Source organism: Aeromonas sp. 25-AL00135, from assembly GCF_054052385.1.
On record NZ_JBSTYQ010000005.1, the window covers coordinates 21,883 to 48,173 of the forward strand.

The following is a 26,291-nucleotide window of genomic DNA, read 5'->3' on the forward strand; positions in this document are numbered from 1 at the left end:
CGCCGGAGAGCAGTATGGCTATTACCATGACAGATGCCGCCGCGGCACGGGTTTCCTCTTTTCTGGCTAACCGGGGCAAGGGCATTGGCCTGCGCCTCGGCGTCAAAACCACCGGCTGCTCCGGTTTGGCCTACGTGCTGGAGTTCGTTGATGAACTGACCGATGAAGATCAGGTGTTCGAGCAGCAGGGCGTCAAGATTATTGTTGATGCCAAGAGCCTGATCCATCTGGATGGCACCGAGCTGGATTTCGTCAAGGAGGGCCTCAACGAGGGCTTCCAGTTCAACAATCCCAACGCCAAAGGCGAGTGTGGTTGCGGCGAAAGCTTCAGTGTCTGAGATGTTTGACGTCAATGATCCTTCGTCTGTGGTTGAGCGGGTCGCCCATGACCCGTTCAACCATATCTCATTTGCCAGGGGCGAGTGAGGTTGTGGCGAACGTTTCCAAGAGGTTTGCATGAATCATTTCGAGCTGTTTGGGCTGGTTGAAGGCTTCGAGCTCGATACCCGTCAGTTGGCTGATACCTACCGCCAGCTGCAAACCCAATTCCATCCTGATCGTTTTGCCACCGCCCCCGAACGGGAGCAGCTGGCTGCGGTGCAACGTGCCGCCCAGATCAACGAAGCATTCACCACCCTCAAGGCGCCGCTGCGCCGTGCAGAATATCTGCTCTCCCTGCGTGGCACTGATATCCGTGGTGAACAGCAGACCCTGCAAGATAGCGCGTTTCTGATACAGCAGCTGGAGTGGCGCGAGCGTCTGGCCGATCTGAAAGATGACGCAGACCCTGAGCGCGCCATCAAGGATTTTCGCAGCGAGATCAGGCATGATCACCAGATGTTGATGCAGCAGCTGACCGAGTCTCTTGCCGCCGGTAAAGATCTCGCTGCCGCTGATTGCGTTCGCAAACTCAAGTTTGTCGACAAGCTCCTTGAAGAGCTGGAACGATTCGAAGACTCGCTTCTCGAGTCTTGATCCTTTAACGCTGGAAGTTTCATTACCCATGGCATTACTGCAAATCGCCGAACCCGGCCAGAGCGCTGTTCCTCATCAGCACAAACGTGCCGTCGGCATCGATCTCGGCACCACCAACTCTCTCGTCGCTGCGGTTCGCAGCGGTCACGCTGATACTCTTTGCGATGAGCAAGGGCGCGACCTGCTCCCGTCAGTGGTGCACTATCAAAGCGACGCCATTCGAGTGGGGATTGATGCCAAGCGCGAAGCGGCACTCGATCCTCACAACACCATCGTCTCGGTCAAACGGATGATGGGCAAGGCGCTGGCCGATATTGATACTCGCCAGCAGCCCTACCAGTTCATTGCTGCCGACAATGGCATGCCGCAACTGCAAACCCGTCAGGGGCTGGTCAATCCGGTGCAGGTCTCGGCCGAAATTCTCAAAAAGCTGGCCGAGCGTGGCGCCCAGACTCTCGGGGGCGATCTCGATGGCGTGGTCATTACCGTGCCGGCCTATTTCGATGATGCCCAGCGTCAGGGCACCAAGGATGCCGCCCGTCTGGCTGGTCTGCACGTGCTGCGCCTGCTCAATGAGCCGACTGCGGCCGCGATTGCCTATGGCCTTGACTCCGGTCAGGAAGGGGTGATCGCGGTTTACGATCTGGGGGGCGGTACCTTCGATATCTCTATCCTGCGTCTGCATCGCGGTGTGTTTGAAGTAATGGCGACCGGCGGTGATTCCGCCCTCGGCGGTGATGACTTCGATCACCTGCTGGCGGACTGGATCAAGGAACAGGCGGGCCTCACCGGTGAGCTGGATGCCCATCTGCAGCGCGAGCTGCTGGATGTGGCCGCTGCCGTCAAGCACGGTCTGACCGATGCCGAGCAGGTGGCGTGCACCTTTGCGGGCTGGCAGGGGTCAGTGAGCCGTAGCCAGTTTGATGAGCTCATCACCCCGCTGGTGAAACGGACCTTGCTGGCTTGTCGCCGCGCCCTGCGCGATGCCGGTCTCGAGCAGGTGGAAGTGCTGGAAGTGGTGATGGTCGGTGGCTCCACCCGGGTGCCGCTGGTGCGTGAACTGGTGGGCGAGTTCTTCCAGCGTACGCCGCTGACCAGCATCGATCCGGATAAGGTTGTCGCCATCGGCGCCGCCATCCAGGCCGATATTCTGGTGGGCAACAAGCCCGATGCCGAGATGCTGCTGCTGGACGTTATCCCCTTGTCGCTGGGTCTGGAGACCATGGGTGGCCTCGCCGAGAAGGTGATCCCGCGCAACACCACCATCCCGGTTGCCCGCGCCCAGGAGTTCACCACCTTCAAGGATGGTCAGACCGCCATGGCCATTCACGTGGTACAAGGTGAACGCGAGTTGGTGACCGATTGCCGCTCCCTGGCCCGCTTTACCCTGACCGGTATTCCGCCGATGGCAGCCGGCGCCGCCCATATTCGCGTCACCTTCCAGGTGGATGCGGATGGTCTGCTCTCGGTCAGCGCCATGGAGAAATCCTCCGGCGTGCAGGCCGAGATCCAGGTCAAGCCCTCTTACGGGCTGGCGGAGCAGGATATCCTCAACATGCTGAGCGCCTCCATCGAGAACGCCCAGCAGGATATGGATGCCCGCATGCTGGCCGAGCAGCAGGTTGAAGCCGACCGGGTGGTCGAGAGTCTCAATGCGGCGCTGGCCGCTGATGGCGATGCCCTGCTCAATGCTGCCGAGCGTGCCGAGATTGATGCCGCCATCGCCCATCTGCTGACCATGCGCAACAGCGGCGCAACCCATCAAATCAAAGAAGCCATTGAGGCAGCCGATGCTGTCAGTGGCGAGTTTGCAGCCCGCCGGATGGACGCCTCCATCCGCAAGGTGCTGACCGGACAAAACGTCAACAAGGTGTAATATGCCAAAACTGATCATTCTTCCCCATCCCGTACTCTGTCCGGATGGCGCCGCCCTCGAGGGGCAAAGCGGCGAGACCATTCTGGATGTGGCGCTGCGCAACGGTATCGAAATCGAGCATGCCTGCGAGAAATCCTGTGCCTGCACTACCTGCCACTGCGTGGTGCGCGAGGGCTTTGACTCACTCGAGCCAAGTGACGAGCTGGAAGACGACATGCTGGACAAGGCGTGGGGGCTGGAGCCGGAATCGCGCCTCAGCTGCCAGGCAAAACTGGCGGACGAGGATCTGGTGGTGGAACTGCCCAAGTACACCCTGAACCTTGCCTCTGAACGCCATTAATTACACATGAGTGAATTGCACGTGCAGCATCCTGTGGTGCTTCAGTGATATGGTGGAAGGCCGTGACCCTCGGGGGCACGGCCTTTTTTGTATTCGTTATTCTCTCTTTGCCAATAAGCTCTTTCCCATAAAGAGTGCTTATACATAGTGCCAGTAAAAAGGAAGCAAACACGATGGCTGACATGATGAAGGTAGCGTTATCCACCCAGGCTGCGGCCGCTTATTGGGGCGAGGGCGCCCAGCTCAGTTTCAATGGCGACGAGGCACTGATCCATCTTGGTGCCGCCGGTCAGGAGAAGGATGTTCTGCGTACCGTTCAGCGCGCCGCCCGTCGCCTCGAATCGAGCGGGATCAAGCGGGTGACGCTGGTCGGTGAAGGCTGGGATCTGGAGCGTCGCTACGCGTTCGCCCAGGGGTTCTACGCCGCCAAGGGAGCGCGTGAGCTGGATTTCGGCCAGCAGAGCGACGCGGAAGCCCGTGAACTGGATGCGCTGCTCAAGGCGGCTCGCTGGGTACGTGACATCACCAATGGCTGTCCGGAAGAGATCTACCCCATGAGTCTGGCGGAATCGGCCCTGTTGCTCATTCGTGGTCTGGCCGGGGATCAGGTTACTGCCCGCATTACCGCCGGTGAAGCGCTGCGCGAGTCCGGCCATATCGGGATCTGGTCGGTTGGCCGTGGCAGCGAGCGCGAGCCGGTGCTGCTGGAGCTCGACTACAACCCGACCGGTGATCGCAATGCGCCCGTGGTGGCGGCGCTGGTGGGCAAGGGGATCACTTTTGATTCTGGCGGCTACTCCATGAAGTCGTCTGACAACATGCTGCCGATGAAGTCCGATATGGGCGGCGCGGCCATGGTGACCGGCGCGCTGGCGCTGGCTATCAGCCGCGGTCTGAACCAGCGGGTGAAGCTCATTCTCTGCTGCGCCGAGAACCTGGTCTCCGGCCACGCCTTCAAGCTGGGCGACATCCTCACTTACAAGAATGGGGTTTCGGTCGAGATCCAGAACACCGATGCGGAAGGTCGTCTGGTGCTGGCCGATGGCCTGATGGCGGCCTCCGATAGCGGTGCAGCTTATATCCTTGACGCAGCCACCCTGACCGGCGCCGCCAAGATGGCGCTGGGGCGCGATTATAATGCGGTGTTTGCCCTCGATGAGACCGAGCAGCAGCGCGCACTGGCCGCCGCCAAGGTGGAAAACGAACAGGCGTGGGCGCTGCCGCTGGAACCCTGGCATGCCAGCCAGCTCACCTCGGCCTTTGCCGATCTGGGCAACGTCGCCTCAGCCGAAGGCACGGCCGGTGCCACCACGGCTGCAGCGTTCCTTTCCCGCTTCGTGCGCGATGAGGGCAAAGGCTGGGTGCACCTGGATCTGGCGGCCTCTTATCAGAAATCGGGCAACGATCTCTGGGCGACCGGTGCCAAGGGGCACGGTCTGCGCACCATCGCACGTTGGCTGCAGGAGGTGACCGCATGAATGTCTGGTTAAGTCGTGAATTTGCACCGGCCGAGTGGGGGGAGGGGGCGCTGCTCTCTCACCGTGCCGACGGCATGGTAATCCATCTGGTGACGGCCAATCCGCTGCTCGATATCCAGCAGGCGGCCCGTCGCCTCTGCCAGCAGGGGATCCAGAAAGTGACCCTGGCTGGTCACTGGGAGCGTGAACAGCAGTGGGCTTTTGCCCAAGGGCTGCAAACCCCCAAGGCGGAGGTGCAACTGCAGTGGGCCATGTCCTCGGAAGAGGACAGAGAGGAGCTGGAAGCGCGTTGGCTCTGCGGCCGCTGGGTGCGCGAGATGACCAATGCCACCCCGGAGCAGTTGGGCCCGCTGGAGCTGGCGGTGGAAGCAGCCTCCTTTATTACCGAGCTGGCGCCGGACAATGTGAGTCATCGCATTTTGAAAGGCGAAGCGCTGCAACAGGCGGGCTGGGTCGGCCTCTATCAGGTGGGCCGCGGCAGTGCGCGCGAACCGGTATTGCTGGAGCTCGACTTCAACCCGGGGCGTGACCCCAAGGCGCCGGTAGCGGCAGCGCTGGTGGGCAAGGGGATCACCTTTGACTCCGGCGGCTACTCCATGAAGAGCTCCGAGGGGATGCTCACCATGAAGTGCGACATGGGTGGTGCGGCGATTGTCACCGGTGCGCTGGCGCTGGCTATGCTGCGCGGGCTCGACAAGCGGGTGAAGCTCATTCTCTGCTGCGCCGAGAACCTGGTCTCCGGCCACGCCTACAAGCTGGGCGACATCCTCACCTACAAGAACGGCACCACGGTCGAGATTGTGAATACCGATGCCGAGGGGCGGCTGGTGCTGGCCGACGGCCTGCAACTGGCGAGCGAGTCCGGCGCACCGCTGATCATCGATGCCGCGACCCTGACCGGCGCAGCCGTGATGGCGCTGGGTGGGCGCTACAATGCTCTGTTCGGCCTCGACAAAGGGTTGGTAAGCCGGGCCATGACCTATGCCGATGCCGAGCATGAGCCTGCCTGGCCGCTGCCGCTGGAGCCCTGGCACCGCCAGCAGTGCCCCTCCCATTACGCCGACACGGCCAACAGCCGTCCGGTGAAGGGGGGCGGGCCGGGTGGCGCCTCCAACGCGGCGGGTTTTCTCTCCCGTTTCGTTGCCAACGAAGGGATGGGGTGGCTGCATATCGATCTGGCAGCTTGCTTCAGTGACAACGGCGATGCCCTCTGGGCGCCGGGGGCCAATACCCTGGGGATGCGCACCATAGCGCGGGCCTTGCTGGCGGAAGCCAAATAGGCGAGACAAGGCACCTTCGGGTGCCTTTTTCATGCTGTTCGAATTGTGAACAAAAGATGGGGTTTTGGCGGCTTAAGGTAACTATCGTGCGCAAGCGCACATATTTTCCGGCTCTGCTCGGTCAAGATGAGTGTGGATGTTGATTGCAAGGGAGTGATGTTTAATAAAAAGTTGCTTGTTTGTGTGTTTTTCCGGTTTTTGTTTACGTATAATCGCCAGCGAACATGGATTCTAACAATAAAACTCTGTAGTTAAGGAAAGATATCAATGGCCATCGAACGTACCTTCTCTATCGTTAAACCGGATGCTGTCAGCAAGAATCTGATCGGTGCCATCTATAGCCGTTTCGAAAGCGCAGGCTTGAAAGTGGTGGCATCCAAAATGCTGCACATGAGCAGTGAACAGGCTGCCGGTTTCTATGCCGAGCATCAGGGCAAGCCTTTTTATGACAATCTGGTCAGCTTCATGACTTCTGGCCCTGTCATGGTGCAGGTGCTGGAAGGGGAAGACGCCATCCGTCGCAATCGCGAGATCATGGGTGCTACCAACCCGAAAGAGGCGCTGGCTGGTACCTTGCGTGCCTGTTATGCCGAGAGCATCGATCGCAACGCAGTACATGGCTCCGATGCACCGGCATCCGCTGCCCGCGAAATTGCCTACTTTTTCTCTGACAACGAGATCTGCCCGCGCGGCTGATTTACGTGGATGATGACCCAAGGGAGCCTCGGCTCCCTTTGTTGTTTTCGCCGTTTACGCAATATCCCTCTATTCTCCAGGTGGAAAGCCAGACCCATTATTTGTACAATACCGCCCCCTGACGTCGTCAGCCAATAATTGATGAAGTGTTTGAACTGAGGCCATTGATGAGCGAAACAAAAATCAACCTGCTGGATCTTGATCGGGATGCCATGCGTGCCTTTTTCGTCGAACTGGGCGAGAAGCCATTCCGGGCAGATCAGGTCATGAAGTGGATCTATCACTTTGGGTGTGATGATTTCGATCAGATGACCAACGTCAACAAGGTGCTCAAAGAGCGCCTGAAGGCGATCGCCGAGATCAAGGCGCCCGAGATCAGCCGCGAGCAGCGCTCTGCCGATGGCACCATCAAGTGGGCCCTGCAGGTGGGCGATCAGGAGGTAGAAACCGTCTACATCCCGGAAGATGACCGCGCGACCCTTTGTGTTTCCTCTCAAGTTGGCTGTGCGCTGGAGTGCAAGTTCTGCTCTACCGCCCAACAAGGCTTCAACCGCAACCTGAAAGTCTCCGAGATCATCGGTCAGGTGTGGCGTGCGGCCCGCGTGGTCGGTGGCAAGCGTCCCATCACCAACGTGGTGATGATGGGGATGGGCGAGCCGCTGCTCAACCTCGCCAATGTGGTGCCCGCCATGCGTCTGATGATGGATGACTACGGCTTTGGCATCTCCAAACGCCGGGTGACCATCTCCACCTCTGGCGTGGTACCTGCGCTGGACAAGCTGGGTGACCAGATCGACGTGGCGCTGGCTATCTCCCTGCACGCCCCGAACGACAAGTTGCGTTCAGAGATCATGCCGATCAACGACAAGTACAACATCGAGGAGTTCCTCGCCGGTGTCCGTCGTTACCTGGCCAAATCCAATGCCAACGGTGGTCGGGTGACAGTCGAGTATGTGCTGCTCGATCATATCAATGACGATATGCAGCATGCTCACGAGCTGGCCAAGGTGCTCAAGGACACTCCGAGCAAGATCAACCTGATCCCGTTCAACCCCTTCCCGGGCAACCCTTACGGCAAGCCGAGCAACAGCCGTATCGATCGCTTCTCCAAGGTGCTGATGGAGTACGGTTTCACCGTGATTGTCCGCAAGACCCGTGGTGATGACATCGATGCTGCCTGTGGTCAGCTGGTGGGTGACGTGATTGACCGTACCAAGCGAACTATCAAAAATCGGATGCAACAGGATGGGATTTCCGTCAAAATGGTTTAAATGCTAAGCCATTGTATAGACAGGGAATGGATACACGTACATTGATCGTAGTGGCAGCGCTCTGCGCGCTGCCAGGCTGTGTGACCGAGACCACTTACGCTGGCCAGAACTCGACCCAGCGTGAAGTGGGTCCTGACCTCAAGGCGGCTGCCCAAACCCGCCTTGACCTGGGTATCCAGTACCTGCGTCAGGGCAATGCCGAGCAGGCCAAGTTCAATCTTGACCGCGCCCTCCAGTATGACCCCTCCAACCCCCAGATCCAGATCGGTTTTGCCTACTTTTACCAGAAGGTAGGAGATTTCAAGGCAGCCGAGACCCATTACAAGAACGCCCTTGCCATGGATCCGTCCAATGCTGACGCAATGAACAACTATGGTGCCTTCCTCTGTGATCGCGGCAGGTATGCCGAGGCAGATCAGGCGTTCAATCAGGCTGTTATTCAGCCAGGCTATGTAAAAATTGCCGATACCTATGAAAATGCGGCACTTTGTGCGCTGCAAAATCGCAGAAATGATAAAGCAGGCGAGTACTATCGCCTGGCCTTGGGGTATAATCCCCGCAATCCAGGGTTATTGCTGGACTTGGCCGAGCTTTCCATGAAAGATGGCAAGCTGCCTGATGTGCAGTCCTACCTCGCCCGTTTTGCCGATGTGTCAGACGAGAACGAGGAGAGTCTCTGGTTGAGACTTCGGCTGGCGCAGGCAATGGACAAGCCGGCATTACTTCACCAATTCGGGACTGAGCTGGTAAGGCAATATCCCACTTCGCAACAAGCCAAGCGTTATTTAGCCAATGACTATTGAACAGCAACACGATTTCCAAGACGACTCCCAGGCAGTAGGCCCAGGCCAATTGCTGCGCAACGCCCGTGAACAGCTTGGCTGGACACGAGAACAGGTTGCGTCCCGCATTCACCTTCGTCTGACCCTGATCGCCGCTATCGAATCGGATACCTACGACAAGCACACCTCCCACACCTTTATTCGGGGTTATTTGCGTACCTATGCCAAGCTGGTCGGGATCCCCGACGAGACCATTCTGGCCGCTTACGACAAGCTGGGTCTGACCCCTCCCGACAATATCGACATGCAGAGCTTCTCCCGTCGCTCCCGCCAGCAAGCCAACGACAGTCGGCTCAAGGTGGTGACCTGGCTGGTGATCCTGGTGTTGATTGCGCTCTCGGTCGCCTGGTGGTGGCAGAGTACTTCACGCCGCTCCGCCGGTGATGAAGCGCTGGCAGCCACCGAGATGAGTGCAACCAGTTCGACTCCGGCTGAACCGGCTATCACGCCGCCCGATGCAATTAACACCGCTCCGGTGGAAGGCGCAGCCAACGCACCGGCAGCCACGGACGTGATTGCCCCTGCGGTGGTCTCCGATGCGACTGCTACCCTGGCGCCTGTTTCTGCGGCTGTTGCCCCGAGCGATGTCAGCGCGGCTGTCGGCACTGCGACCGATGCAGCGGTATCCGGCGCCAATGGCACTGAATCTGAAGAGGCTGTCGTTGATCCGGCGACTGCGCCGCAACTGAAGATGAGCTTCACCGCCGATTGCTGGCTGGATGTGAAGGATGCCAACGGCAAGACCCTGTTCAGTGGTCTGAAGAAGGCCAACGACGAGCTGGTGCTGGAAGGCGCCGAGCCCCTGAAGTTCATCATTGGCGCGCCCATGGCCGTCAAGCTTGACTACAAGGGTCAGTCGTTTGATATGAGCCGTTACAACAACGGTCGTACAGCCCGCTTCTCACTGCCGCAGGAGTAATCTGTTTCCCATGTCTTCTCACGAATCACCCATCATTCGTCGTAAATCCAGACAGATCATGGTTGGTAATGTACCGGTTGGGGGCGATGCCCCCATTACCGTGCAGACCATGACCAACACCAAGACCACAGATGTCGCCGCCACCATCGAGCAGATCCAGCGGATCGAGCGGGTCGGTGCCGATATCGTCCGTGTCTCCGTGCCCACCATGGAAGCGGCGGAAGCCTTCCGGCTCATCAAACAGCAGACCCGCATCCCCATCGTTGCCGATATCCACTTCGACTATCGCATCGCCCTGAAAGTGGCCGAGTACGGTGCCGACTGCCTGCGTATCAACCCGGGCAACATCGGCAATGAGCAGCGGGTGCGATCTGTGGTCGATTGCGCGCGCGACCTCAATATCCCGATCCGTATCGGGGTCAATGGCGGGTCGCTGGAGAAAGATATCCAGGAGAAGTACGGCGAGCCGACCCCAGAGGCGCTGGTAGAGTCCGCCATGCGTCACGTGGACTATCTCGATCGTCTCGATTTCCAGGACTTCAAGGTGAGCGTCAAGGCCTCCGATGTGTTCCTGGCAGTCGGTGCCTATCGCCTGCTCGCCAAGCAGATTGAACAGCCGCTGCACCTTGGCATCACCGAAGCGGGCGGTTTCCGTGCCGGCGCGGTGAAGTCTGCCATCGGTCTGGGCATGCTGCTTACCGACGGCATCGGCGATACCCTGCGTATCTCGCTGGCGGCGGATCCGGTGGAGGAGGTGAAGGTCGGTTTCGATATCCTCAAATCCCTGCGTATTCGCTCCCGTGGCATCAACTTTATCGCTTGCCCATCCTGCTCACGGCAGGAGTTCGATGTGATCGCCACCGTCAATGCGCTGGAAGAGCGGCTCGAAGATATCATCACCCCGATGGATGTCTCCATCATCGGTTGCGTGGTGAATGGCCCGGGCGAAGCACTCGTCTCCGATCTTGGTCTGGCGGGTGCCGCCAACAAGAGTGCCTTCTATGAAGGGGGCCAGCGGGTCGATCGGCTCGACAACAAGGATCTCATTCCAACTCTGGAGCGCCGCATTCGCGCCCGCGCCGCCATGCTGGATCCCGCTAACCGGATCCCGATGGACAAGGAGTGAGCGAAACAGGGCCACATTGGGTGGCCCTTTTTCCAGGTGACTGATTTTAAATCCCGCATCCGGATTCCCTGATTTTACCTTGGGGGGGAAAATCCCTATAATGCGGCCAAATTTTACCTCTTTTTCTCGAGTATCAACGTGGCAAAACAGATCCAAGCTATTCGCGGTATGAATGATTGCCTGCCGGAGCAGAGCCCGGTATGGCAGAAGGTTGAACAGATCCTGCGCCAGGTCGTTGCCAGCTATGGCTACAGCGAAGTGCGCATGCCGATTGTCGAGCAGACTCATCTGTTCAAGCGCGCCATCGGTGAAGTGACCGACGTGGTCGAAAAAGAGATGTACACCTTTGAAGATCGCAACGGCGACAGCCTGAGCCTGCGTCCGGAAGGGACCGCCAGCTGCGTCCGTGCCGGTATTGAACACGGTCTGCTCTACAACCAGGAACGCCGGATGTGGTACATGGGCCCCATGTTCCGTCACGAGCGTCCCCAGAAGGGCCGTTACCGCCAGTTCCATCAGTTTGGTGTCGAGCTCTTTGGCATCAACGGGCCGGACATTGACGCTGAACTGATCATGCTGACCCACCGTCTGTGGCGTCTGTTTGGCATCAGCGAGCATGTCACCCTGCAGCTCAATACTCTGGGTCAGAGCGCCGAGCGTGCCGCTTACCGCGATGCGCTGGTGGCCTATCTGGAGCAGTACAAGGATCAGCTGGACGAAGAGAGCCAGCGCCGCATGTACAGCAACCCGCTGCGGGTACTCGACTCCAAGGATGAAAAGGTGCAGGCCATTCTGGCAGATGCCCCGCGTCTGTTCGACCATCTGGGCGAAGAGAGCCTGGCCCACTTCGAGGGACTCAAGCGCCTGCTCGAGTCTGCCGGTATCAAATACGAAGTGAACGAGCGTCTGGTGCGTGGTCTTGACTACTACAACCTGACCGTGTTCGAGTGGGTCACCAGCAGTCTGGGTGCCCAGGGCACCGTCTGTGCCGGTGGCCGCTACGATGGTCTGGTGGAGCAGCTGGGCGGTCAACCGACCCCGGCCGTAGGCTTTGCCATGGGCATGGAGCGTCTGGTGCTGATGCTGGAGACCCTCGAGCTCAACGCCGATATCCGCCCGGCGGTGGATGTTTATCTGGCGATGGTGGGCGAGGGGACCGAACAGGCTGGCTTCCAGCTGGCCGAGCGTCTGCGCGATGCCCTGCCGGACCTGCGCCTGATGAGCCACTGCGGTGGTGGCAACTTCAAGAAACAACTCAAACGTGCCGACAAGAGCGGCGCGGCAATCGCCCTGATCCTTGGTGAGACCGAGGTGCAAAACGGGGAGATCACTATCAAATATCTGCGTGGTCAGGCCGAGCAACAGACCGTCAAGGTTGACGCCGCCATTGCCCTGCTGGCAGCCAAAGGAGAGTAAGCTGTGGAAGTCTATACCACCGAAGAACAACAGGTTGAGGTTATCAAGGAGTGGTGGAAAGAGAACGGAACCTCGGTGATTGCCGGGACCGTGATCGGTCTGGTCGGTCTGTTCGGCTGGCGCTATTACAACCAGCACCAGCAAGAGACCATGGAGGCATCCTCCCACTCTTACAACCAGGTGATTGAGCAGCTGGCCAAGGGCGATACCGCCGGTTTCGAGCAGGCACAGCAGTTTGTCACTGCCAACAAGGGTGACTCCTACGGTGAACTGGCCGCGTTGCAACTGGCTGCCGCTGCCGTCAAGGCGGGCAAGCTGGATCTGGCTGCCGAGCAGCTGGAGCTGGTGGCGACCACGGGTGACGAGAGCATTCGTCCCATCGCGGCGCTGCGTCTGGCCCGTGTGCTGAATGATCAGGGCAAGGCAGATGAAGCGCTGGCCAAGCTGGCGACCATCCAGAATGAGGCCTTCAAGGCGCAGGTAGCCGAAGCCCGTGGTGATGTGCTGCAAAAGCAGGGCAAGACCGAAGAGGCTCGTGATGCCTATCAGGCAGCGGCCGATGCCGGCGGCCTGCAGGGTAGCGCCGAGCTCAAGCTGAAAATGGACGATCTGGCCCTGCCGGCCGTTGCGACTGGTGAGGCACCGGATGCGTAATCTATTCAAGATGGTGGCGCTGGGGGCTGCGGTCTCCTTCGCTCTGCAGGGGTGCTCCCTGTTCAGTTCCGAAGAGGATCTCAACCCGATGGCGCCGCTGCCCAAGGTTGAATCTGCCTTCACTGCCGACACCGCATGGTCATCTACTGTGGGTGATGGTATCGGTGACTTCTACTCCCAGCTCAAGCCGGTGGTGGAAGAGGATCGCATCTACGCGGCGGCCCGCGACGGCGATGTCAGCGCCTTTGACCGTGCCAGTGGCGATCGCCTCTGGAGTGTCGATCTGGCCGACCTGCCGGTCAACGCCGACAAGCGCAGCGCCCGCCTTTCCGGCGGCCTGGTCTCCCGTTACGGCAAGCTGTTCCTCGGCTCCGAGAACGGGGTGGTCTACGCCCTGAACGAAGAGAACGGTGAAGTGCTGTGGCAGACCAATGTGCCCGGTGAAGTGGTGGCAAGCCCCGCGGTGGAAGATGGCCGCGTGGTGGTGTTGACCACCTCCGGTCGCCTGATCGCCCTCGACACTGATGAAGGCAAGATGCAGTGGTCGCTCTCCGAAGAGCAGCCGCCGCTGACCCTGCGCAGTGCCGGTGCACCGGTGATCACCAACGGCGCCGTGATTTACGGTCGTGCCGATGGCAAGGTGGGCATCGCCCTGCTGAGCAATGGCCAGCCGGTGCGCCAGTCCAAGGTGGCTGATCCGCGCGGTGCCACCGAGCTGGACCGCATGGTTGACGTCGATGCCAGCCCGCTGATTGCCGGTGATGAGCTCTACGCCATCGCCTACAACGGTCAGCTGATGGCGCGCAAACTGATGACCGGCGATGAAGTGTGGAAGCGCAAGTATTCCGGCTATCGCGATCTGGCGATGACCGGTAATGCCATCGTGCTGACCGACAGCCGCAGCCACCTGTTTGCCATCGACCGTCGCAACGGTCTGGAGCTGTGGTCCAACACCCAGCTGGAAAATCGTACCGTCACTGCACCTGTCATCTTCGGTGACTATGTAGTGGTGGGTGATGTGGAAGGATACCTGTATTGGCTTGATCGTACCGACGGTACCATCAAGGCGATGCAGCAGCTCGATAGCAGTGGTCTCTACGCCGCCCCGCTGGTGGATGGCGAGACCCTGTATGTGCAGAGCCGTGACGGCAAGTTGTACGCCCTCAAGCGTCCTTGATCGTCCGATAATGTGAATATCCGGCTCCTGGTCTTCGGACCCGGAGCCTTTGTCGTCTTGAGAATGAGGCTTTTATGACTCCTGTAGTAGCCCTGGTGGGCCGCCCCAACGTGGGGAAATCCACCCTGTTTAACCGCTTGACCCGTACTCGGGATGCCCTGGTTGCCGATTTTCCCGGTCTGACCCGGGACCGTAAATACGGTCAGGCGAAGTTGGGCGAGCTGGAATTTATCGTGGTCGATACCGGCGGTATCGATGGCACCGAAGAGGGGATCGAGCTGAAGATGGCCGAGCAATCCCTGCTGGCCATCGAAGAAGCGGACGTCGTGCTGTTCATGGTGGATGCCCGTGCCGGTCTGACCGCAGCGGATCAAGCCATTGCCGAGCACCTGCGCAAGGCCCACAAGAAGGTATTTCTGGTGGCCAACAAGACCGACGGTATCGACGGTGATTCCGCGGTCTCCGAGTTCTACGGTCTGGCGCTGGGCGAGGTCTACCAGATCGCGGCCGCACACGGTCGTGGCGTGCTGAGCCTGCTGGAACTGGCCCTGGCTCCCCATCTGGAGACCCTGGTCGACGCCACTACCGATGATGATGCGCAGGATGAGGAAGAGGAGGACTTCGACGAAGAAGCCCTGCTGCGCATGGTGGCTGCCGGTGAACTCGATACCAAAGAGGACACCAAGGAGACCCCGTTCGCCGACCTGCCCATCAAGTTCGCCATCGTTGGTCGCCCCAACGTCGGTAAATCTACCCTGACCAACCGTATGCTGGGTGAAGATCGGGTCATCGTCTATGACATGCCCGGCACCACCCGTGACTCCGTTTACATTCCGATGGAGCGTGACGAGCAGAAGTATGTGGTCATCGACACCGCCGGTGTACGTCGTCGTGGCAAGGTGCACGAGACGGTGGAGAAGTTCTCCGTTATCAAGACCCTGAAAGCCATCGAAGATGCCAACGTCTGCCTGCTGGTGATCGACGCCCAGGAGACCATCACCGATCAGGACTTGAGCATCCTTGGCTATGTGCTCCACGCCGGTCGCTCCGTGGTGCTGGTGGTGAACAAGTGGGATGGTCTGGATCAGAAGGTGAAAGAGGATGTGAAGAACGAGCTGGATCGTCGCTTGGGCTTCATCGACTTCGCTCGCGTCCACTTCATCTCCGCCCTGCACGGCAGCGGTGTCGGCCATCTGTTTGAATCTATTCAGGAGGCTTACCAGTCCGCCACCCGTCGTACCAGCACGGCCATGCTGACCCGCATCATGCAGATGGCGCAGGAAGATCACCAGCCGCCGATGGTCAACGGTCGCCGCGTCAAGCTCAAGTATGCTCACGCTGGTGGCTACAACCCGCCGCGCATCGTGATCCACGGCAACCAGCTGAACGACTTGCCGGACTCCTACAAGCGGTATCTGATCAACTACTTCCGCAAGTCCCTCAAGATCATGGGCTCGCCGATCCGGGTCGAGTTCCAGGAGTCGGTCAACCCGTTTGAAGGCAAGAAGAACACCATGACCCTGAGTCAGGAACGTCAGCGCAAACGCCTGCTGAAAATGAAGAAGAAATAAGTCCTTGCGGCTGCCCTCACCGGCAGCCGCTTTGTTATCCTCGCCATGTTAGGGTGAGGAATAAGGGGAGGGGGATCTGCCATGGAGCCAGACCATGGCAGATCCACTTTTCGAGGAGTTGATTATGGAAGCCCTGCTTTGTCCGTCATGCCAGGCTGAACTGGATACCCGCAGCAAGGAGCAAACCTGTGGCCAGTGCCAGGCTAACGTTCACGTTACGGCCATCTGCCCCACCTGCCAGCAGGAGCTGGAGCGTCTCAAGGCGTGCGGCGCAGTGGATTACTTCTGCAACCACTGCAACTCCCTGATCTCCAAGCGGTCGGTACAGTTCAAGGCTGCGCTGGTGTAAGACGATAATCAGGTGAGAAAGAAGATAAAAAACCCGGCGAATGCCGGGTTTATGCTGTGTGCTCTGCAATAAGCAGGGTATAGGATCGATTTCTGCGCCACAGATTGCGCTTGATGTCATTAAGCTTGAGTTTGCGTCTGGGGCTCCAGCTGCACTTCGCTTTTCTGACCAGACTGATTTTTCTACGTTTTTGCATCTTGGTCTCCTCCCAACTCAGTTGGCCATCCCGGCCTTGGGTCATTGATGGAGCCCATCCGAAATTGCTGTTATTTAATCTCTCAACATAATGAAAACAATGCGATTTCGGATAGGCTCCGATGTGAATCGATGGTAACAGAGAAGTTTGCGTGAAAACAGCCGAATAGTGGCTGGTTAGCGCATGGTGATCTGATTGACCACTTCGGCAATGGCGGTGGGGCGCTCGGCCAGCTCGGGTTCGCTGTCGTTGTCGAGACTCTCCCGCTGATGTGCCTTCTGCTGCTCGTTGTCGAGCCAGAGCAGACTCTGGTAATACTGGCGTACGTTGTTGACATAGTTGCGCGCCTCGCTGCCACGGGCATAGCCGTAACGTACCTTGCGGTGCCAGCGCGCCTGTTGCAGCAGCGGCAGCACCTCTTTCACGTCGCTCCAGGCGTCGGGATTCTTGCCGAGCTCTTTGGTCAGGCGGCGGGCGTCCATCATGTGGCCGTAACCGATGTTGTAGGCGGTGAGGGCAAACCACACCTTCTCGTCATCGGGCACCGAATCCGGCACCTTCTCCATCATCTGTTGCAGATAGAGGGAGCCACCCTTGATGCTCTCTTCCGGATGAAGCCGGTCGTTGACTCCCATCGCCTTGGCTGTGGGCTCGGTCAGCATCATCATGCCGCGCACGCCGGTGTAGGAGCGGGCCTGCGGGTCCCAGTGGGACTCCTGATAGCTGATGGCGGCGAGCAGACGCCAGTCGATATTCTTGGCGTGAGTCTGGAACAGCGGCTGGTACTTGGGCAGCAGGCTCTTGGCGCGTTTGAGGAAGGTACGGGTATCGACAAAGTCGAAGTTTTGCACATGACCGAAGTACTTCTCGTCCAGTTTGGCGATGGCACCATCCATAAAGCGCTGACCGAAGAAGTCGATCACGCTGGCATAGAGGCTGTCATCGGGCAGCTTGCTCATGGCCCAGGCAACGGTCTGCTTCTGGGCCAAGGTCAGCCCCTCGGTGAGCTCCGGGTAGTAGCGCTGGGTACGGGCCAGCACGGTATCCTGCACCACCGTGTAGTCAATCTTGCCATCCACCACCAGCTTGAGCAGCTCCTCCACATCGGCGTTGTCGCTGGTGCTCCAGGCTAGTTTCGGATTTTCTTTACTCATCTCTTTGAGCAGATCTTCACCGGTGGAGCCGGCGGCCACCACCAGCTTGCCCTTGATATCGTTTAACGAGGCAGGCTTGGGTTTGCCGTTGCGGTAGACCAGTTTGGGAGAGACCTGGTAGAAGCCCGGGCCGAAGCGAAACAGCTCGCGCCGTTCGGGGGTGACCATGATGGCGGCAGCCGCCAGATCGAGTTTGCCCTTTTTCAGCAGGGTGACCAGTTGGTCAGTGGTGTCGACCGGGATGATGGTGAGTTTCACCCCCAACCAGTCGGCATAATTTTGCGCCAGCTCGTAATCGAACCCCTGGGCGAGGTCGTCACGCTGGTAATAGGAGGTGGGACCATAGATGGTGCCAACCCGGATCTCGCCTCGCTGGCGGATCTGCTCCAGCTGGCTGGAGGGGCTATAGAAGTCGCAGCCAACCAGTGTCAGCGTCAACAACAGCCCGATAAACAGTCGAAAAATGCAGCGCAAGTAGGTGAGTACCTTTGTTGAAAAAATCGGCATTTGTCAAAAAAGAGGCACCTTTATACCAGAGAGTGTGCGCAGAGTCACACTGCACGAAGTGAGAAAAACGTTTGTCCGCTGTGAGCCAGATCCCTATAATACGCGCGTCTCAATTCCCCCCCACTTTAAAACTTGGTGAGAAAGGTCATATGGATATCTTGCGTGGTGCCCCAGCACTGTCTGATTTTCGTGTCCAAAAACTGCTGCAACGCTTCGCACAGATGAGAAATGAGAGTGGAGTAGAGAGCGGAGTAGAGATAGAGGATGTCTATGCCGAGTATGTGCACTTTGCCGAGCTGACAAGCCCCCTCTCTCCCCCCGAGCGAGCGACCTTGGGCCAGCTCTTGCGCTACGGCCCGACCATCCCCGAACACACCCCCAGCGGTCAGCTGTTTCTTGTTACCCCCCGCCCCGGCACTATCTCCCCCTGGTCTTCCAAAGCAACCGACATCGCCCACAACTGCGGCCTGAAACAGGTCAAGCGGCTGGAGCGTGGTATTGCCTATTACCTGACCATCAAGGGGCAGGGTGAGTTGAGTGCCGCCCAGCGCAGCGCCATTGCCGCCGTGCTCCATGATCGGATGATGGAAGTGGTGTTTGCCGAGATGAGCGAAGCTGCCGCCCTGTTTGCTCACCACGAGCCGCGCCCCTTCACCCAGGTGGATGTGCTGGGCGGTGGTCGCGCAGCCTTGGCCGAAGCCAACGTGGCGCTCGGTCTGGCGCTGGCCGACGACGAAATCGACTATCTGGTGGAGAACTTCACCAAGTTGGGTCGCAACCCCAACGACATCGAGCTCTACATGTTCGCCCAGGCGAACTCCGAACACTGCCGTCACAAGATCTTCAATGCCGACTGGACCATCGATGGCGAACAGCAGCCCAAGTCGCTGTTCAAGATGATCAAGAACACCTTCGAGCAGACGCCGGATCATGTCCTCTCTGCCTATAAAGACAACGCCGCCGTGATGGAAGGGAGCCAGGGTGGCCGCTTCTTCCCGAGCCCGGCCAACGGCGAATACCAGTATCACCAGGAACAGGTCGACATCCTGATGAAGGTGGAGACCCACAACCACCCGACCGCCATCTCCCCGTTCCCGGGGGCAGCCACCGGCTCCGGCGGCGAAATCCGCGACGAGGGTGCAACCGGTCGCGGTGCCAAGCCCAAGGCGGGTCTGGTCGGTTTCTCCGTCTCCAACCTGCGCATTCCCGGCTTCGAGCAGCCCTGGGAGCAGGATTTCGGCAAGCCGAGCCGTATCGTCAGTGCCTTCGACATCATGCAGGAGGGGCCGCTCGGCGGCGCCGCGTTTAACAACGAGTTCGGCCGTCCGGCCATTCTCGGTTACTTCCGTACCTTCGAAGAGGAGGTGCCGAGCCACAACGGCGTCGAGGTGCGTGGCTACCACAAACCCATCATGCTGGCAGGCGGCATCGGCAACATCCGCACCGAACATGTCCAGAAAGGGGAGATCCCGGTCGGCGCGGCGCTGATCGTGCTGGGCGGCCCGGCGATGAACATCGGTCTGGGCGGTGGTGCCGCATCCTCCATGGCCTCCGGCCAGTCGGCCGAAGATCTCGACTTTGCCTCGGTGCAGCGTGACAACCCCGAGATGGAGCGCCGTTGCCAGGAGGTGATCGATCGCTGCTGGCAGCTGGGTGACGACAACCCTATCGTCTTTATCCACGATGTGGGGGCGGGTGGTCTCTCCAACGCCATGCCGGAGCTGGTCAACGACGGTGAGCGTGGCGGTCGTTTCGATTTGCGCGCCATTCAGAGCGACGAGCCGGGCATGAGCCCGCTGGAGATCTGGTGCAACGAATCCCAGGAGCGTTACGTACTGGCAGTGGCGCAGGACAAGTTGCCGCTGTTCAAGGCGCTGTGCGAGCGTGAGCGCGCACCCTATGCCGTCATCGGCACCGCGACCGAAGAGAAGCATCTGACCCTCTCTGACAGCCACTTTGACAATCAGCCCATCGATCTGCCGCTGGACGTGCTGCTCGGCAAGGCGCCCAAGATGCACCGCGACGTGGTGACCCTGCCTGCACAGGGCAAAGCGCTCCAGCTCGATGGCATCACTTTGAGTGACGCGGCCGAGCGGGTTCTGCGTCTGCCGACCGTGGCGGAGAAGTCCTTCCTTATCACCATCGGCGATCGCAGCGTGACTGGCTTGGTCAATCGCGACCAGATGGTTGGCCCCTGGCAGATCCCGGTGGCTGACTGCGCCGTCACCGCTGCCACCTATGACAGCTATCACGGCGAAGCCATGTCCATGGGCGAGCGTACCCCGGTGGCGCTGCTCTCCCATGCCGCCTCCGCTCGCATGGCGGTGGCGGAAGCGCTTACCAACCTGGCGCCGGCCCACATCGGTTCCCTCAAGCGGGTCAAGCTCTCCGCCAACTGGATGGCCGCTGCCGGTCACCCGGGGGAAGATGCCGGTCTCTATGAGGCGGTCAAAGCGGTGGGCGAGGAGCTCTGCCCGGCCCTGGGCATCACCATTCCTGTGGGCAAGGATTCCATGTCCATGAAGACCCGCTGGCAGCAGGATGGCAAGGAGCACAGCGTCACCTCGCCGCTCTCCCTGCTCATCTCCGCCTTTGCCCGGGTCGAGGATGTGCGCAACACGGTTACTCCGCAGCTGCGTACCGATCTCGGTGAAACCGACCTTATCCTCATCGACCTTGGCAACAGCAAACAGCGCCTCGGCGCCTCGGCGCTGGCGCAGGTCTATCGCCAGCTGGGTGACAAGGCGCCGGATCTCGACAATCCGGTCCAGCTCAAGGGCTTCTTCAACGCCATTCAGGCGCTGGTGGCTGATCGCAAACTGATCGCCTACCACGACCGCTCCGACGGTGGCCTGTTCGTCACCCTGACCGAGATGGCGTTTGCCGGTCACTGTGGCCTCGACATCCAGCTCGATCGCATCGGCGGCGAACTGCTGCCTGCGCTGTTCAACGAAGAGCTGGGCGCCGTCATTCAGGTGCGCCGCGAAGATAAAGAGGCGGTGATGACCCTGCTGGCCGGTCACGGTCTGGCAGCCTGCTCCCATGTGCTCGGCACCGTGCGCGAGGGGGATCTCATCACCCTGCAGCGGGGCGGTCAGGAGGTCTATCGTGCCAGCCGTACCGCTCTTCGCACCATCTGGGGCGAGACCAGCTGGCAGATGCAGCGCCTGCGCGACAACCCGGCGTGCGCCGACAGTGAGCACGCGGCCCGTCAGGACGCCACCGATCCGGGTCTGCATGCCAAGCTGACTTACAACCCGTCCGAGGATGTGGCTGCACCTTACATTGCCCGTGGGGTATCCCCCCGTCTGGCGGTGCTGCGCGAGCAGGGAGTCAACTCCCATGTGGAGATGGCGGCGGCGTTCGATCGTGCAGGTTTCGCGGCGGTCGATGTCCATATGAGCGACATTCTCTCCGGTCGCATCAAGCTGGAGGAGTTCCAGACCCTGGTGGCCTGTGGCGGTTTCTCCTACGGTGATGTGCTGGGGGCGGGGGAAGGCTGGGCCAAGTCCATCCTGTTCAATGACAACGCCCGCGAGCAGTTCCAGCGCTTCTTCGAGCGTGGCGATACCCTCTCTCTGGGTGTCTGCAACGGTTGCCAGATGATGTCCAACTTGCGGGATCTCATCCCGGGTGCCGATCTGTGGCCGCGCTTTGTACGTAACCGCTCCGAGCGCTTCGAGGCCCGCTTCAGTCTGGTTGAGGTGCAGGAGTCCCCGTCGGCCTTCTTCGCGGGGATGGCAGGCTCCGTGATGCCCATTGCCGTTTCCCACGGGGAAGGGCGTGTCGAGGTGCGCGATGCCGCTCACCTGAGCGCACTGCAGCAGAGCGGTCTGGTAGGGCTGCGCTTTGTCGACAACCGCGGCAGCGTGACCGAGCAGTACCCGGCCAACCCGAATGGCTCGCCGGATGGTATCACCGCAGTGACCACCACCGACGGTCGCGCCACCATCATGATGCCGCATCCGGAGCGGGTGTTCCGCACCGTGGCCAACTCCTGGCACCCCGACAACTGGGGCGAGGACGGCGCCTGGATGCGGATGTTCCGCAACGCCCGGGTTCGTCTGGGTTAATAGAGACAGCACCAGCGCATAAAAACAGAAACCGGCCAATTGGCCGGTTTTTTATCCGTGTCGTTACGGCTTGCCGAGCGGTTGGGGGATAAAGTCTCCCCGGTCGAGGATCCGCAGACAGGCATCCACCACATCCGCATCGAGCTGATGGCCGCGCATCTGGATGATCTGCTCCCTGGCCTGGGGAATGCCGAGGGCGGCGCGATAGGGGCGATCCGAGGACATGGATTCGACGATATCGGCGACGGTGAGGATGCGGGCCTCCAGCAGGATCTCATCCCCCTTGAGTCCCAGCGGATAGCCGGAGCCATCGAGATACTCGTGGTGCTGGTGGATCATCCGGGCGATGGGCCAGGGGAAGTCGATATCCTTGAGCACCAGATAGCCGATGGCGGGGTGTTCCTTGACCAGCTCGAACTCCAGTGGCGTGAGGCGTTCCGGTTTGGTGAGAATTTCAGCCGGTACCTGGATCTTGCCGATATCGTGCACCATGGCGCCCAGATAGATCCCCCGCAGCCGCTTCTCTTCCAGCCTGAGCTCCCGGCCGATGGCTTGGGCCAGCTTGGCCACATGTTTCTGATGGCCAGCGGTATAGGGATCGCGCTGCTCCAGCACGGCGGCGATGGCACCCAGCGCATCTTCCAGTGCCAGCTCCAGCTGGCGGGCATGGAAGATCTTCTCCTGTTGCGAGCGCAGATAAGCCTGCTGGGTATGGCGCGCCTGCAGGCCATAGGTGAGGTAGTCGGTCAGCTGGATGAAGAGCTGCTCCTCCTCCTGGCTGAACAACCGCGGCTGGTCGCTGTGAATGATCAGCGCACCGGCCTGATCCTCCTGCAGTGGCAAGGGGATAAGCAGGCGGGAGCGCAACGGGTGGCGGCCGGTATGGGGCCGCTCGTGGAAGATCACCTGATTGAGGCGCCGCTGGTGGAGGATGGCCTGGGTGAGGGCCTCATCGTTCAACCACAGCGTTTGTTCCGAGGCATCGGCACTGCCTGCCTGCGCCACGATCCTCGGCGGGTGGGCGAGTTCGGGCTGGCCTTGCAGCACTGCCACCAGCGGAAAACGGTCATCGACGGCGATGGCATCGCAGATATCCTGCAGCAGTTGCGGCTCATCGCCCGGTTTGAGCAGGGCGTGGTGGGCGCGGCTGATCGCCTGCTGGGTCCAGGTGTGCTGTTGCAGTTTCTCCTGCTGCCACTTCTGCTCGGTAATGTCTTCGAAGAAGACGCCGACCCCCACGATGACCCCCGCCTCATCACGTAGGGGAAACTTGGTGCTGCTGAGCCAGCGGGCTTCTCCCCCCTTCAGATAGGGCTCTTCGATGTGCTGGTGTATCCCCTCGCGCATGACTCGGGCGTCATCCTCCCGATAGCGTTGTACCAGTTCGGGGGGAAAAAAGTCGCAGTCATTCTTGCCCACCAGAGCCTCTGGTGAGAGGGCAAGATCCGCCGCCAGCAGGCGGTTGCCCGCGATGTAGCTGAATCGGGTGTCTTTGAGCAGCACCCGATAGGGAAGCTGATCCATCACTTGGGTCAGCAACAGCGCCGAGGAGGGGAGCGCATCGGTCAGTGGGTGGGGGAGTACACAGGAGGTGAGGAGTTCTGACATCTTATCCCGCCTTGTCTGCAAGTTGACTGATGGGAGGACCGAAGTGGTAGCCGGTCTGCCAGAGCACGATACAGCTGTTGACCACTTTTTCATCGTAATGGATCCCGGCATAGCGGGTCAGTTCGGCAAAGGCGTCACTCAGGGGCATGGCCCGGCGGAACGGGCGATGGGAGGTCATGGCGATCAGCGAGTCGGCCACCCGGATAATGCGCGCCTCCAGGGTAATGGCGTTGCCCGCCAGCCCCTGTGGATAGCCGCTGCCATCGAGGTTTTCGTGGTGCTGCAGCACTATGGTGGCGATGGGCCAGGGGAAGTCGATCTGTTTGAGAATATCGTGGCCGGCCTGGGGGTGCTGCTTGATCAGTTCGAGCTCCACCGGCCGCAATTCACGTGGGCGGGTGATGATCTCGGTGGGGATCTGCAGCAGGCCGATATTGTGCACCATGGCCGCCAGTCCTAGCGCATCCAGCCGCTCTTGCCGCAGTTGCATGGCCTGCCCGATGGCCAGTGCCAAATCGCGCACCCTCAGCTCATGGCCCGCACTGTTGCGATCCTTGTGGCTGATGGCGCTGGCGAGGGCACTGATGGTCTGGAACAGCAGGTCACGCTGGTGGCGCTCGCTCTCCTTGAGGCGGGTGATGTCGACCAGGGTGCCGATGATGCCGGCAACCATCCCCTGATGGTCATAGAAGAGATCCTTGAAACAGATGACCTGATAGCGCATGCCATTGCGGTCATGCAACTGCTGTTCGATGCACTGGGGCTGGCGACTTCGCAGCAACTCGGCTTCCCGCATGCTGTAGGCCTCGGCAAGCCCGACTGGCAGCAGCTCCTCGACCCGTCGACCCAGCAGTGCCTCCTTGCCGATGCCGATCACCTGATTGAAGGCCTGGTTGCAGCCCAGAAATCGCCCTTCGATATCTTTGTAGAACACCGGGATCGGGATAGCCTTGAGCAGGGATTCGTTGAAGTGTTTCAGATCCTTCAGTTCGGCCTGCTGACGCAGGGCGAGCAGCTCGCTGTCCTTGCAGAGGGAAATGGCGCGGGCCAGGTTGCCTAGCACCGGGCTGAACAGATGGCAGACCGGTACGATCTGCTGATGTGGCTGGGGGGCGAGCAGCAAGATGAGATAACCCCCTTCAACCTTGAGCCGATAGGCAAACTGGTAGGGGCGGCTGCCCGGCAGGGGGAGCGTCTGTTGCAGCAGGCAGTGCTCCTCCTCGCTGACCCACCCAGGCAGGGTCAGGGTGGTGCCGGTGTGCTGACGCAGCTGCTCGTCGCCGATCACCTTGAGCAGCTTGTATCCCTCCCGTTGTTGCTGCAATACCGCGCCAACCGGCGTGGCGCAGTGATGCATCAAACGTTGCAGTACCTTGGTGAGCAGCGCATCCAGCGTCACTTCACGCCCGATGCAGAGCGCCAGATCGCAGACGATGGCCATGGCGTGGTCGTTGTTCATATCACTGCCCCGTTACAGAGAATGGCGCCGTTATGAAATTGGGGGTAATCCCCATGGCGCACGCTGCCAATTTCGCCAAGGGAGAGGGCTCCTGCCAGATCGCCGGCCCCCGAGTGGGTCAGCAGGGTGCGCAGCTCGGTCACCGTCTGCTGGTCGAAGTGCAGCTGGCGTCCTGCGCAGTAGTAGACCTCCAACAAGTGTGCCCGGGTGAGGGTTTGTTGCTGGTTGAGGCGCCTGGCCAGTGAGCAGGTATGTTCGGTGGCACTCTCTGGCGCCTTCAGCAGGGTGAGGATGCTGTGCTCCGCGACCTCGCCGGCGCAGAGCAGGGCGCCGTCATCGTTTGCCTCGACGGGGATCCTGACAATCACATCCCCGTTGGCCCGCAGCAGGCCCAGTGGCATGTGCACCACGAAACGGTAGAGCTCCTCGCGCACCATAGTGTGCTGGAATTGCTGGCGGATCAGCCCCTGATATTTTTGAAAGGCCGGTTGCCAATCGATGTAGGCAATCTTGTTCGCTTCACTGCTGGTGGCCAGCATCGGTTGGGCCGAGAGCTGGTAACCATGTTCCAGAAAAGGAAAGCTGTTGCTGGGCAGCAGCGTGCAGTTGACCCCGTAGGCAAGTTGCCGTTGATTGTCGAACAGGCAGGCAAGGGGGGTGAAGCTGCCGCTGCCTGCGTTGGCGCCGGCATAGTTGACGCGATTGGCCAGTTGCAGATAAAGCGCATCCAGAATGGAGGCGATATTGGGAATGAGGTTGTCGAAGGTCAGAAACAGGGTTGGTGGCGGCGAAGGGGTTGGCCAGGTGGCCAGCATGCTCTCCACCTGTTCCGCAATCCGGTGGGCAAGGGATGCTGCGCTGGCTTGCGGTGTCAGAGGCAGCAGTGTGGCGTGATAGGGGTTGGCTCTGGGCAGTAGCCAGGCACCCTGCGGCAACAATCCTTGCGCACCGATCAGCTGGGGGAAAATGGCGCCATCCAGGGCGATGTTGAAGTCGCGGCACAACTGCTGCAACAGGGGAACCTGCGCGCAATCCTGTTCGGCCAGCAGTATGGTCAGCTTGCCTCCTTGCAAGGGTGCCAGCGTGGCGGCCAGTTCTGTCGGGTTAAATTGGCAAACGTAGTGTTGCTTCATCAATCTGAACTCCATTCCAGAATATAACCAATATATCAATAAGGAATTCAAGAGGGTATGAGGATCTCGCCCGGTTCTGGTTGTATGGCAAAAACCATGATGGGCATCACCCTCGCTGACTGATCTGTCATTTGCTGGCACTGTGGAGTGCGCGATGCTGTCGGTCCGCAAATAGAAAACCGGCAGCCAAG

21 protein-coding genes are annotated in these 26,291 nt (G+C 60.0%); 17 read left to right on the forward strand and 4 right to left on the reverse strand.

From position 1 onward, the window contains the following. The first annotated feature begins 14 nt into the window (after positions 1–14). The 16 genes from iscA to ACW5XC_RS05680 all read left to right on the forward strand — a co-directional run bounded on the left by iscA (position 15) and on the right by ACW5XC_RS05680 (position 15,970). Positions 15–338 carry an iron-sulfur cluster assembly protein IscA gene (gene iscA / locus ACW5XC_RS05605; protein WP_005333812.1) on the forward strand — a complete coding sequence of 108 codons (324 nt, stop codon included), beginning with the start codon at positions 15–17 and terminating at the stop codon, positions 336–338. A gap of 118 nt (positions 339–456) precedes the next feature. Beyond that, entirely contained in the window at positions 457–975 is a 519-nt protein-coding gene (gene hscB / locus ACW5XC_RS05610) for a co-chaperone HscB (RefSeq protein WP_042056148.1), read from the forward strand. Between the two features lie 28 nt (positions 976–1,003). Then, positions 1,004–2,851, forward strand: coding sequence for a Fe-S protein assembly chaperone HscA (gene hscA / locus ACW5XC_RS05615; protein WP_042056145.1), 1,848 nt, complete (start codon positions 1,004–1,006; stop codon positions 2,849–2,851). 1 nt (position 2,852) lies between these two features. Continuing rightward, positions 2,853–3,191 (forward strand): ISC system 2Fe-2S type ferredoxin, encoded by a 339-nt coding sequence (fdx, locus tag ACW5XC_RS05620; RefSeq protein WP_005333808.1) that lies wholly within the window; start codon positions 2,853–2,855, stop codon positions 3,189–3,191. Between the two features lie 173 nt (positions 3,192–3,364). Then, the gene (gene pepB, locus ACW5XC_RS05625) at positions 3,365–4,669 is read left to right on the forward strand and encodes an aminopeptidase PepB (RefSeq protein ID WP_042056142.1); all 1,305 of its coding nucleotides are present in this window, start codon (positions 3,365–3,367) and stop codon (positions 4,667–4,669) included. After that, on the forward strand, positions 4,666–5,949 hold the full coding sequence (gene pepB, locus ACW5XC_RS05630) for an aminopeptidase PepB (protein ID WP_042056140.1): 1,284 nt from the start codon (positions 4,666–4,668) through the stop codon (positions 5,947–5,949). The genes pepB (ACW5XC_RS05625) and pepB (ACW5XC_RS05630) overlap by 4 nt, the downstream gene beginning before the upstream one ends. A gap of 267 nt (positions 5,950–6,216) precedes the next feature. After that, on the forward strand, positions 6,217–6,645 hold the full coding sequence (gene ndk, locus ACW5XC_RS05635; RefSeq protein ID WP_005333805.1) for a nucleoside-diphosphate kinase: 429 nt from the start codon (positions 6,217–6,219) through the stop codon (positions 6,643–6,645). Between the two features lie 167 nt (positions 6,646–6,812). Further along, positions 6,813–7,916 carry a bifunctional tRNA (adenosine(37)-C2)-methyltransferase TrmG/ribosomal RNA large subunit methyltransferase RlmN gene (locus tag ACW5XC_RS05640; RefSeq protein WP_005344856.1) on the forward strand — a complete coding sequence of 368 codons (1,104 nt, stop codon included), beginning with the start codon at positions 6,813–6,815 and terminating at the stop codon, positions 7,914–7,916. 11 nt (positions 7,917–7,927) lie between these two features. Beyond that, entirely contained in the window at positions 7,928–8,719 is a 792-nt protein-coding gene (tapF, locus tag ACW5XC_RS05645) for a PilW family type IVa pilus biogenesis/stability lipoprotein TapF (RefSeq protein ID WP_085943024.1), read from the forward strand. Continuing rightward, positions 8,709–9,677, forward strand: a complete 969-nt coding sequence (gene rodZ / locus ACW5XC_RS05650) for a cytoskeleton protein RodZ (protein WP_042056138.1) — start codon at positions 8,709–8,711, stop codon at positions 9,675–9,677. The genes tapF and rodZ overlap by 11 nt, the downstream gene beginning before the upstream one ends. A 10-nt stretch (positions 9,678–9,687) precedes the next feature. Next, entirely contained in the window at positions 9,688–10,803 is a 1,116-nt protein-coding gene (gene ispG, locus ACW5XC_RS05655) for a flavodoxin-dependent (E)-4-hydroxy-3-methylbut-2-enyl-diphosphate synthase (RefSeq protein ID WP_005333801.1), read from the forward strand. Positions 10,804–10,941: 138 nt separating this feature from the next. Further along, positions 10,942–12,219, forward strand: coding sequence for a histidine--tRNA ligase (hisS, locus tag ACW5XC_RS05660; protein ID WP_042056135.1), 1,278 nt, complete (start codon positions 10,942–10,944; stop codon positions 12,217–12,219). A gap of 3 nt (positions 12,220–12,222) precedes the next feature. Further along, positions 12,223–12,873: a YfgM family protein gene (locus tag ACW5XC_RS05665; protein WP_019446074.1), complete on the forward strand. Its 651-nt coding sequence runs from the start codon at positions 12,223–12,225 to the stop codon at positions 12,871–12,873. Next, a complete protein-coding gene (bamB, locus tag ACW5XC_RS05670; RefSeq protein WP_040066510.1) occupies positions 12,866–14,050 on the forward strand; it encodes an outer membrane protein assembly factor BamB in 1,185 nt (394 codons plus the stop codon). Before ACW5XC_RS05665 ends, bamB begins: the two co-directional genes overlap by 8 nt. Positions 14,051–14,124: 74 nt before the next feature. Beyond that, positions 14,125–15,621 (forward strand): ribosome biogenesis GTPase Der, encoded by a 1,497-nt coding sequence (der, locus tag ACW5XC_RS05675; RefSeq protein WP_042056131.1) that lies wholly within the window; start codon positions 14,125–14,127, stop codon positions 15,619–15,621. A gap of 124 nt (positions 15,622–15,745) precedes the next feature. After that, on the forward strand, positions 15,746–15,970 hold the full coding sequence (locus ACW5XC_RS05680) for a zinc ribbon domain-containing protein (RefSeq protein ID WP_042056368.1): 225 nt from the start codon (positions 15,746–15,748) through the stop codon (positions 15,968–15,970). A 372-nt stretch (positions 15,971–16,342) separates the two neighbouring features. On the opposite strand, the gene mltF is transcribed toward ACW5XC_RS05680, so the two are convergent. Continuing rightward, complete coding sequence (mltF, locus tag ACW5XC_RS05685; protein ID WP_042056128.1) at positions 16,343–17,827, reverse strand: membrane-bound lytic murein transglycosylase MltF; 1,485 nt, start codon at positions 17,825–17,827, stop codon at positions 16,343–16,345. A gap of 149 nt (positions 17,828–17,976) precedes the next feature. Between mltF and purL the strand changes: the two genes are divergently transcribed. Then, complete coding sequence (gene purL, locus ACW5XC_RS05690; RefSeq protein WP_042056125.1) at positions 17,977–21,900, forward strand: phosphoribosylformylglycinamidine synthase; 3,924 nt, start codon at positions 17,977–17,979, stop codon at positions 21,898–21,900. Positions 21,901–21,963: 63 nt separating this feature from the next. Here purL and ACW5XC_RS05695 read toward each other — a convergent pair whose 3' ends face one another. Genes ACW5XC_RS05695 through ACW5XC_RS05705 form a run of 3 tightly spaced genes read right to left on the reverse strand, consistent with a single transcriptional unit; the run spans position 21,964 to position 26,100 of the window. After that, a complete protein-coding gene (locus ACW5XC_RS05695; RefSeq protein WP_042056123.1) occupies positions 21,964–23,508 on the reverse strand; it encodes an HD domain-containing phosphohydrolase in 1,545 nt (514 codons plus the stop codon). 1 nt (position 23,509) lies between these two features. After that, complete coding sequence (locus ACW5XC_RS05700) at positions 23,510–24,967, reverse strand: HD-GYP domain-containing protein (RefSeq protein ID WP_042056121.1); 1,458 nt, start codon at positions 24,965–24,967, stop codon at positions 23,510–23,512. After that, positions 24,964–26,100 (reverse strand): FIST C-terminal domain-containing protein, encoded by a 1,137-nt coding sequence (locus ACW5XC_RS05705; RefSeq protein WP_042056119.1) that lies wholly within the window; start codon positions 26,098–26,100, stop codon positions 24,964–24,966. Before ACW5XC_RS05705 ends, ACW5XC_RS05700 begins: the two co-directional genes overlap by 4 nt. Positions 26,101–26,291 lie beyond the last annotated feature (191 nt).

Bases quoted from the DNA above. Each gene is read 5' to 3' on its own strand.
- pepB (WP_042056142.1), top strand. From the start codon at position 3,365: ATGGCTGACATGATGAAGGTAGCGTTATCCACCCAGGCTGCGGCCGCT.
- ndk (WP_005333805.1), top strand. From the start codon at position 6,217: ATGGCCATCGAACGTACCTTCTCTATCGTTAAACCGGATGCTGTCAGC.
- ispG (WP_005333801.1), top strand. From the start codon at position 9,688: ATGTCTTCTCACGAATCACCCATCATTCGTCGTAAATCCAGACAGATC.
- rodZ (WP_042056138.1), top strand. From the start codon at position 8,709: ATGACTATTGAACAGCAACACGATTTCCAAGACGACTCCCAGGCAGTA.
- hscA (WP_042056145.1), top strand. From the start codon at position 1,004: ATGGCATTACTGCAAATCGCCGAACCCGGCCAGAGCGCTGTTCCTCAT.
- mltF (WP_042056128.1), bottom strand. From the start codon at position 17,827: ATGCCGATTTTTTCAACAAAGGTACTCACCTACTTGCGCTGCATTTTT.
- hscB (WP_042056148.1), top strand. From the start codon at position 457: ATGAATCATTTCGAGCTGTTTGGGCTGGTTGAAGGCTTCGAGCTCGAT.
- der (WP_042056131.1), top strand. From the start codon at position 14,125: ATGACTCCTGTAGTAGCCCTGGTGGGCCGCCCCAACGTGGGGAAATCC.
- ACW5XC_RS05680 (WP_042056368.1), top strand. From the start codon at position 15,746: ATGGAAGCCCTGCTTTGTCCGTCATGCCAGGCTGAACTGGATACCCGC.
- fdx (WP_005333808.1), top strand. From the start codon at position 2,853: ATGCCAAAACTGATCATTCTTCCCCATCCCGTACTCTGTCCGGATGGC.
- iscA (WP_005333812.1), top strand. From the start codon at position 15: ATGGCTATTACCATGACAGATGCCGCCGCGGCACGGGTTTCCTCTTTT.
- pepB (WP_042056140.1), top strand. From the start codon at position 4,666: ATGAATGTCTGGTTAAGTCGTGAATTTGCACCGGCCGAGTGGGGGGAG.
- ACW5XC_RS05640 (WP_005344856.1), top strand. From the start codon at position 6,813: ATGAGCGAAACAAAAATCAACCTGCTGGATCTTGATCGGGATGCCATG.
- bamB (WP_040066510.1), top strand. From the start codon at position 12,866: ATGCGTAATCTATTCAAGATGGTGGCGCTGGGGGCTGCGGTCTCCTTC.
- ACW5XC_RS05705 (WP_042056119.1), bottom strand. From the start codon at position 26,100: ATGAAGCAACACTACGTTTGCCAATTTAACCCGACAGAACTGGCCGCC.
- ACW5XC_RS05695 (WP_042056123.1), bottom strand. From the start codon at position 23,508: ATGTCAGAACTCCTCACCTCCTGTGTACTCCCCCACCCACTGACCGAT.
- ACW5XC_RS05700 (WP_042056121.1), bottom strand. From the start codon at position 24,967: ATGAACAACGACCACGCCATGGCCATCGTCTGCGATCTGGCGCTCTGC.
- purL (WP_042056125.1), top strand. From the start codon at position 17,977: ATGGATATCTTGCGTGGTGCCCCAGCACTGTCTGATTTTCGTGTCCAA.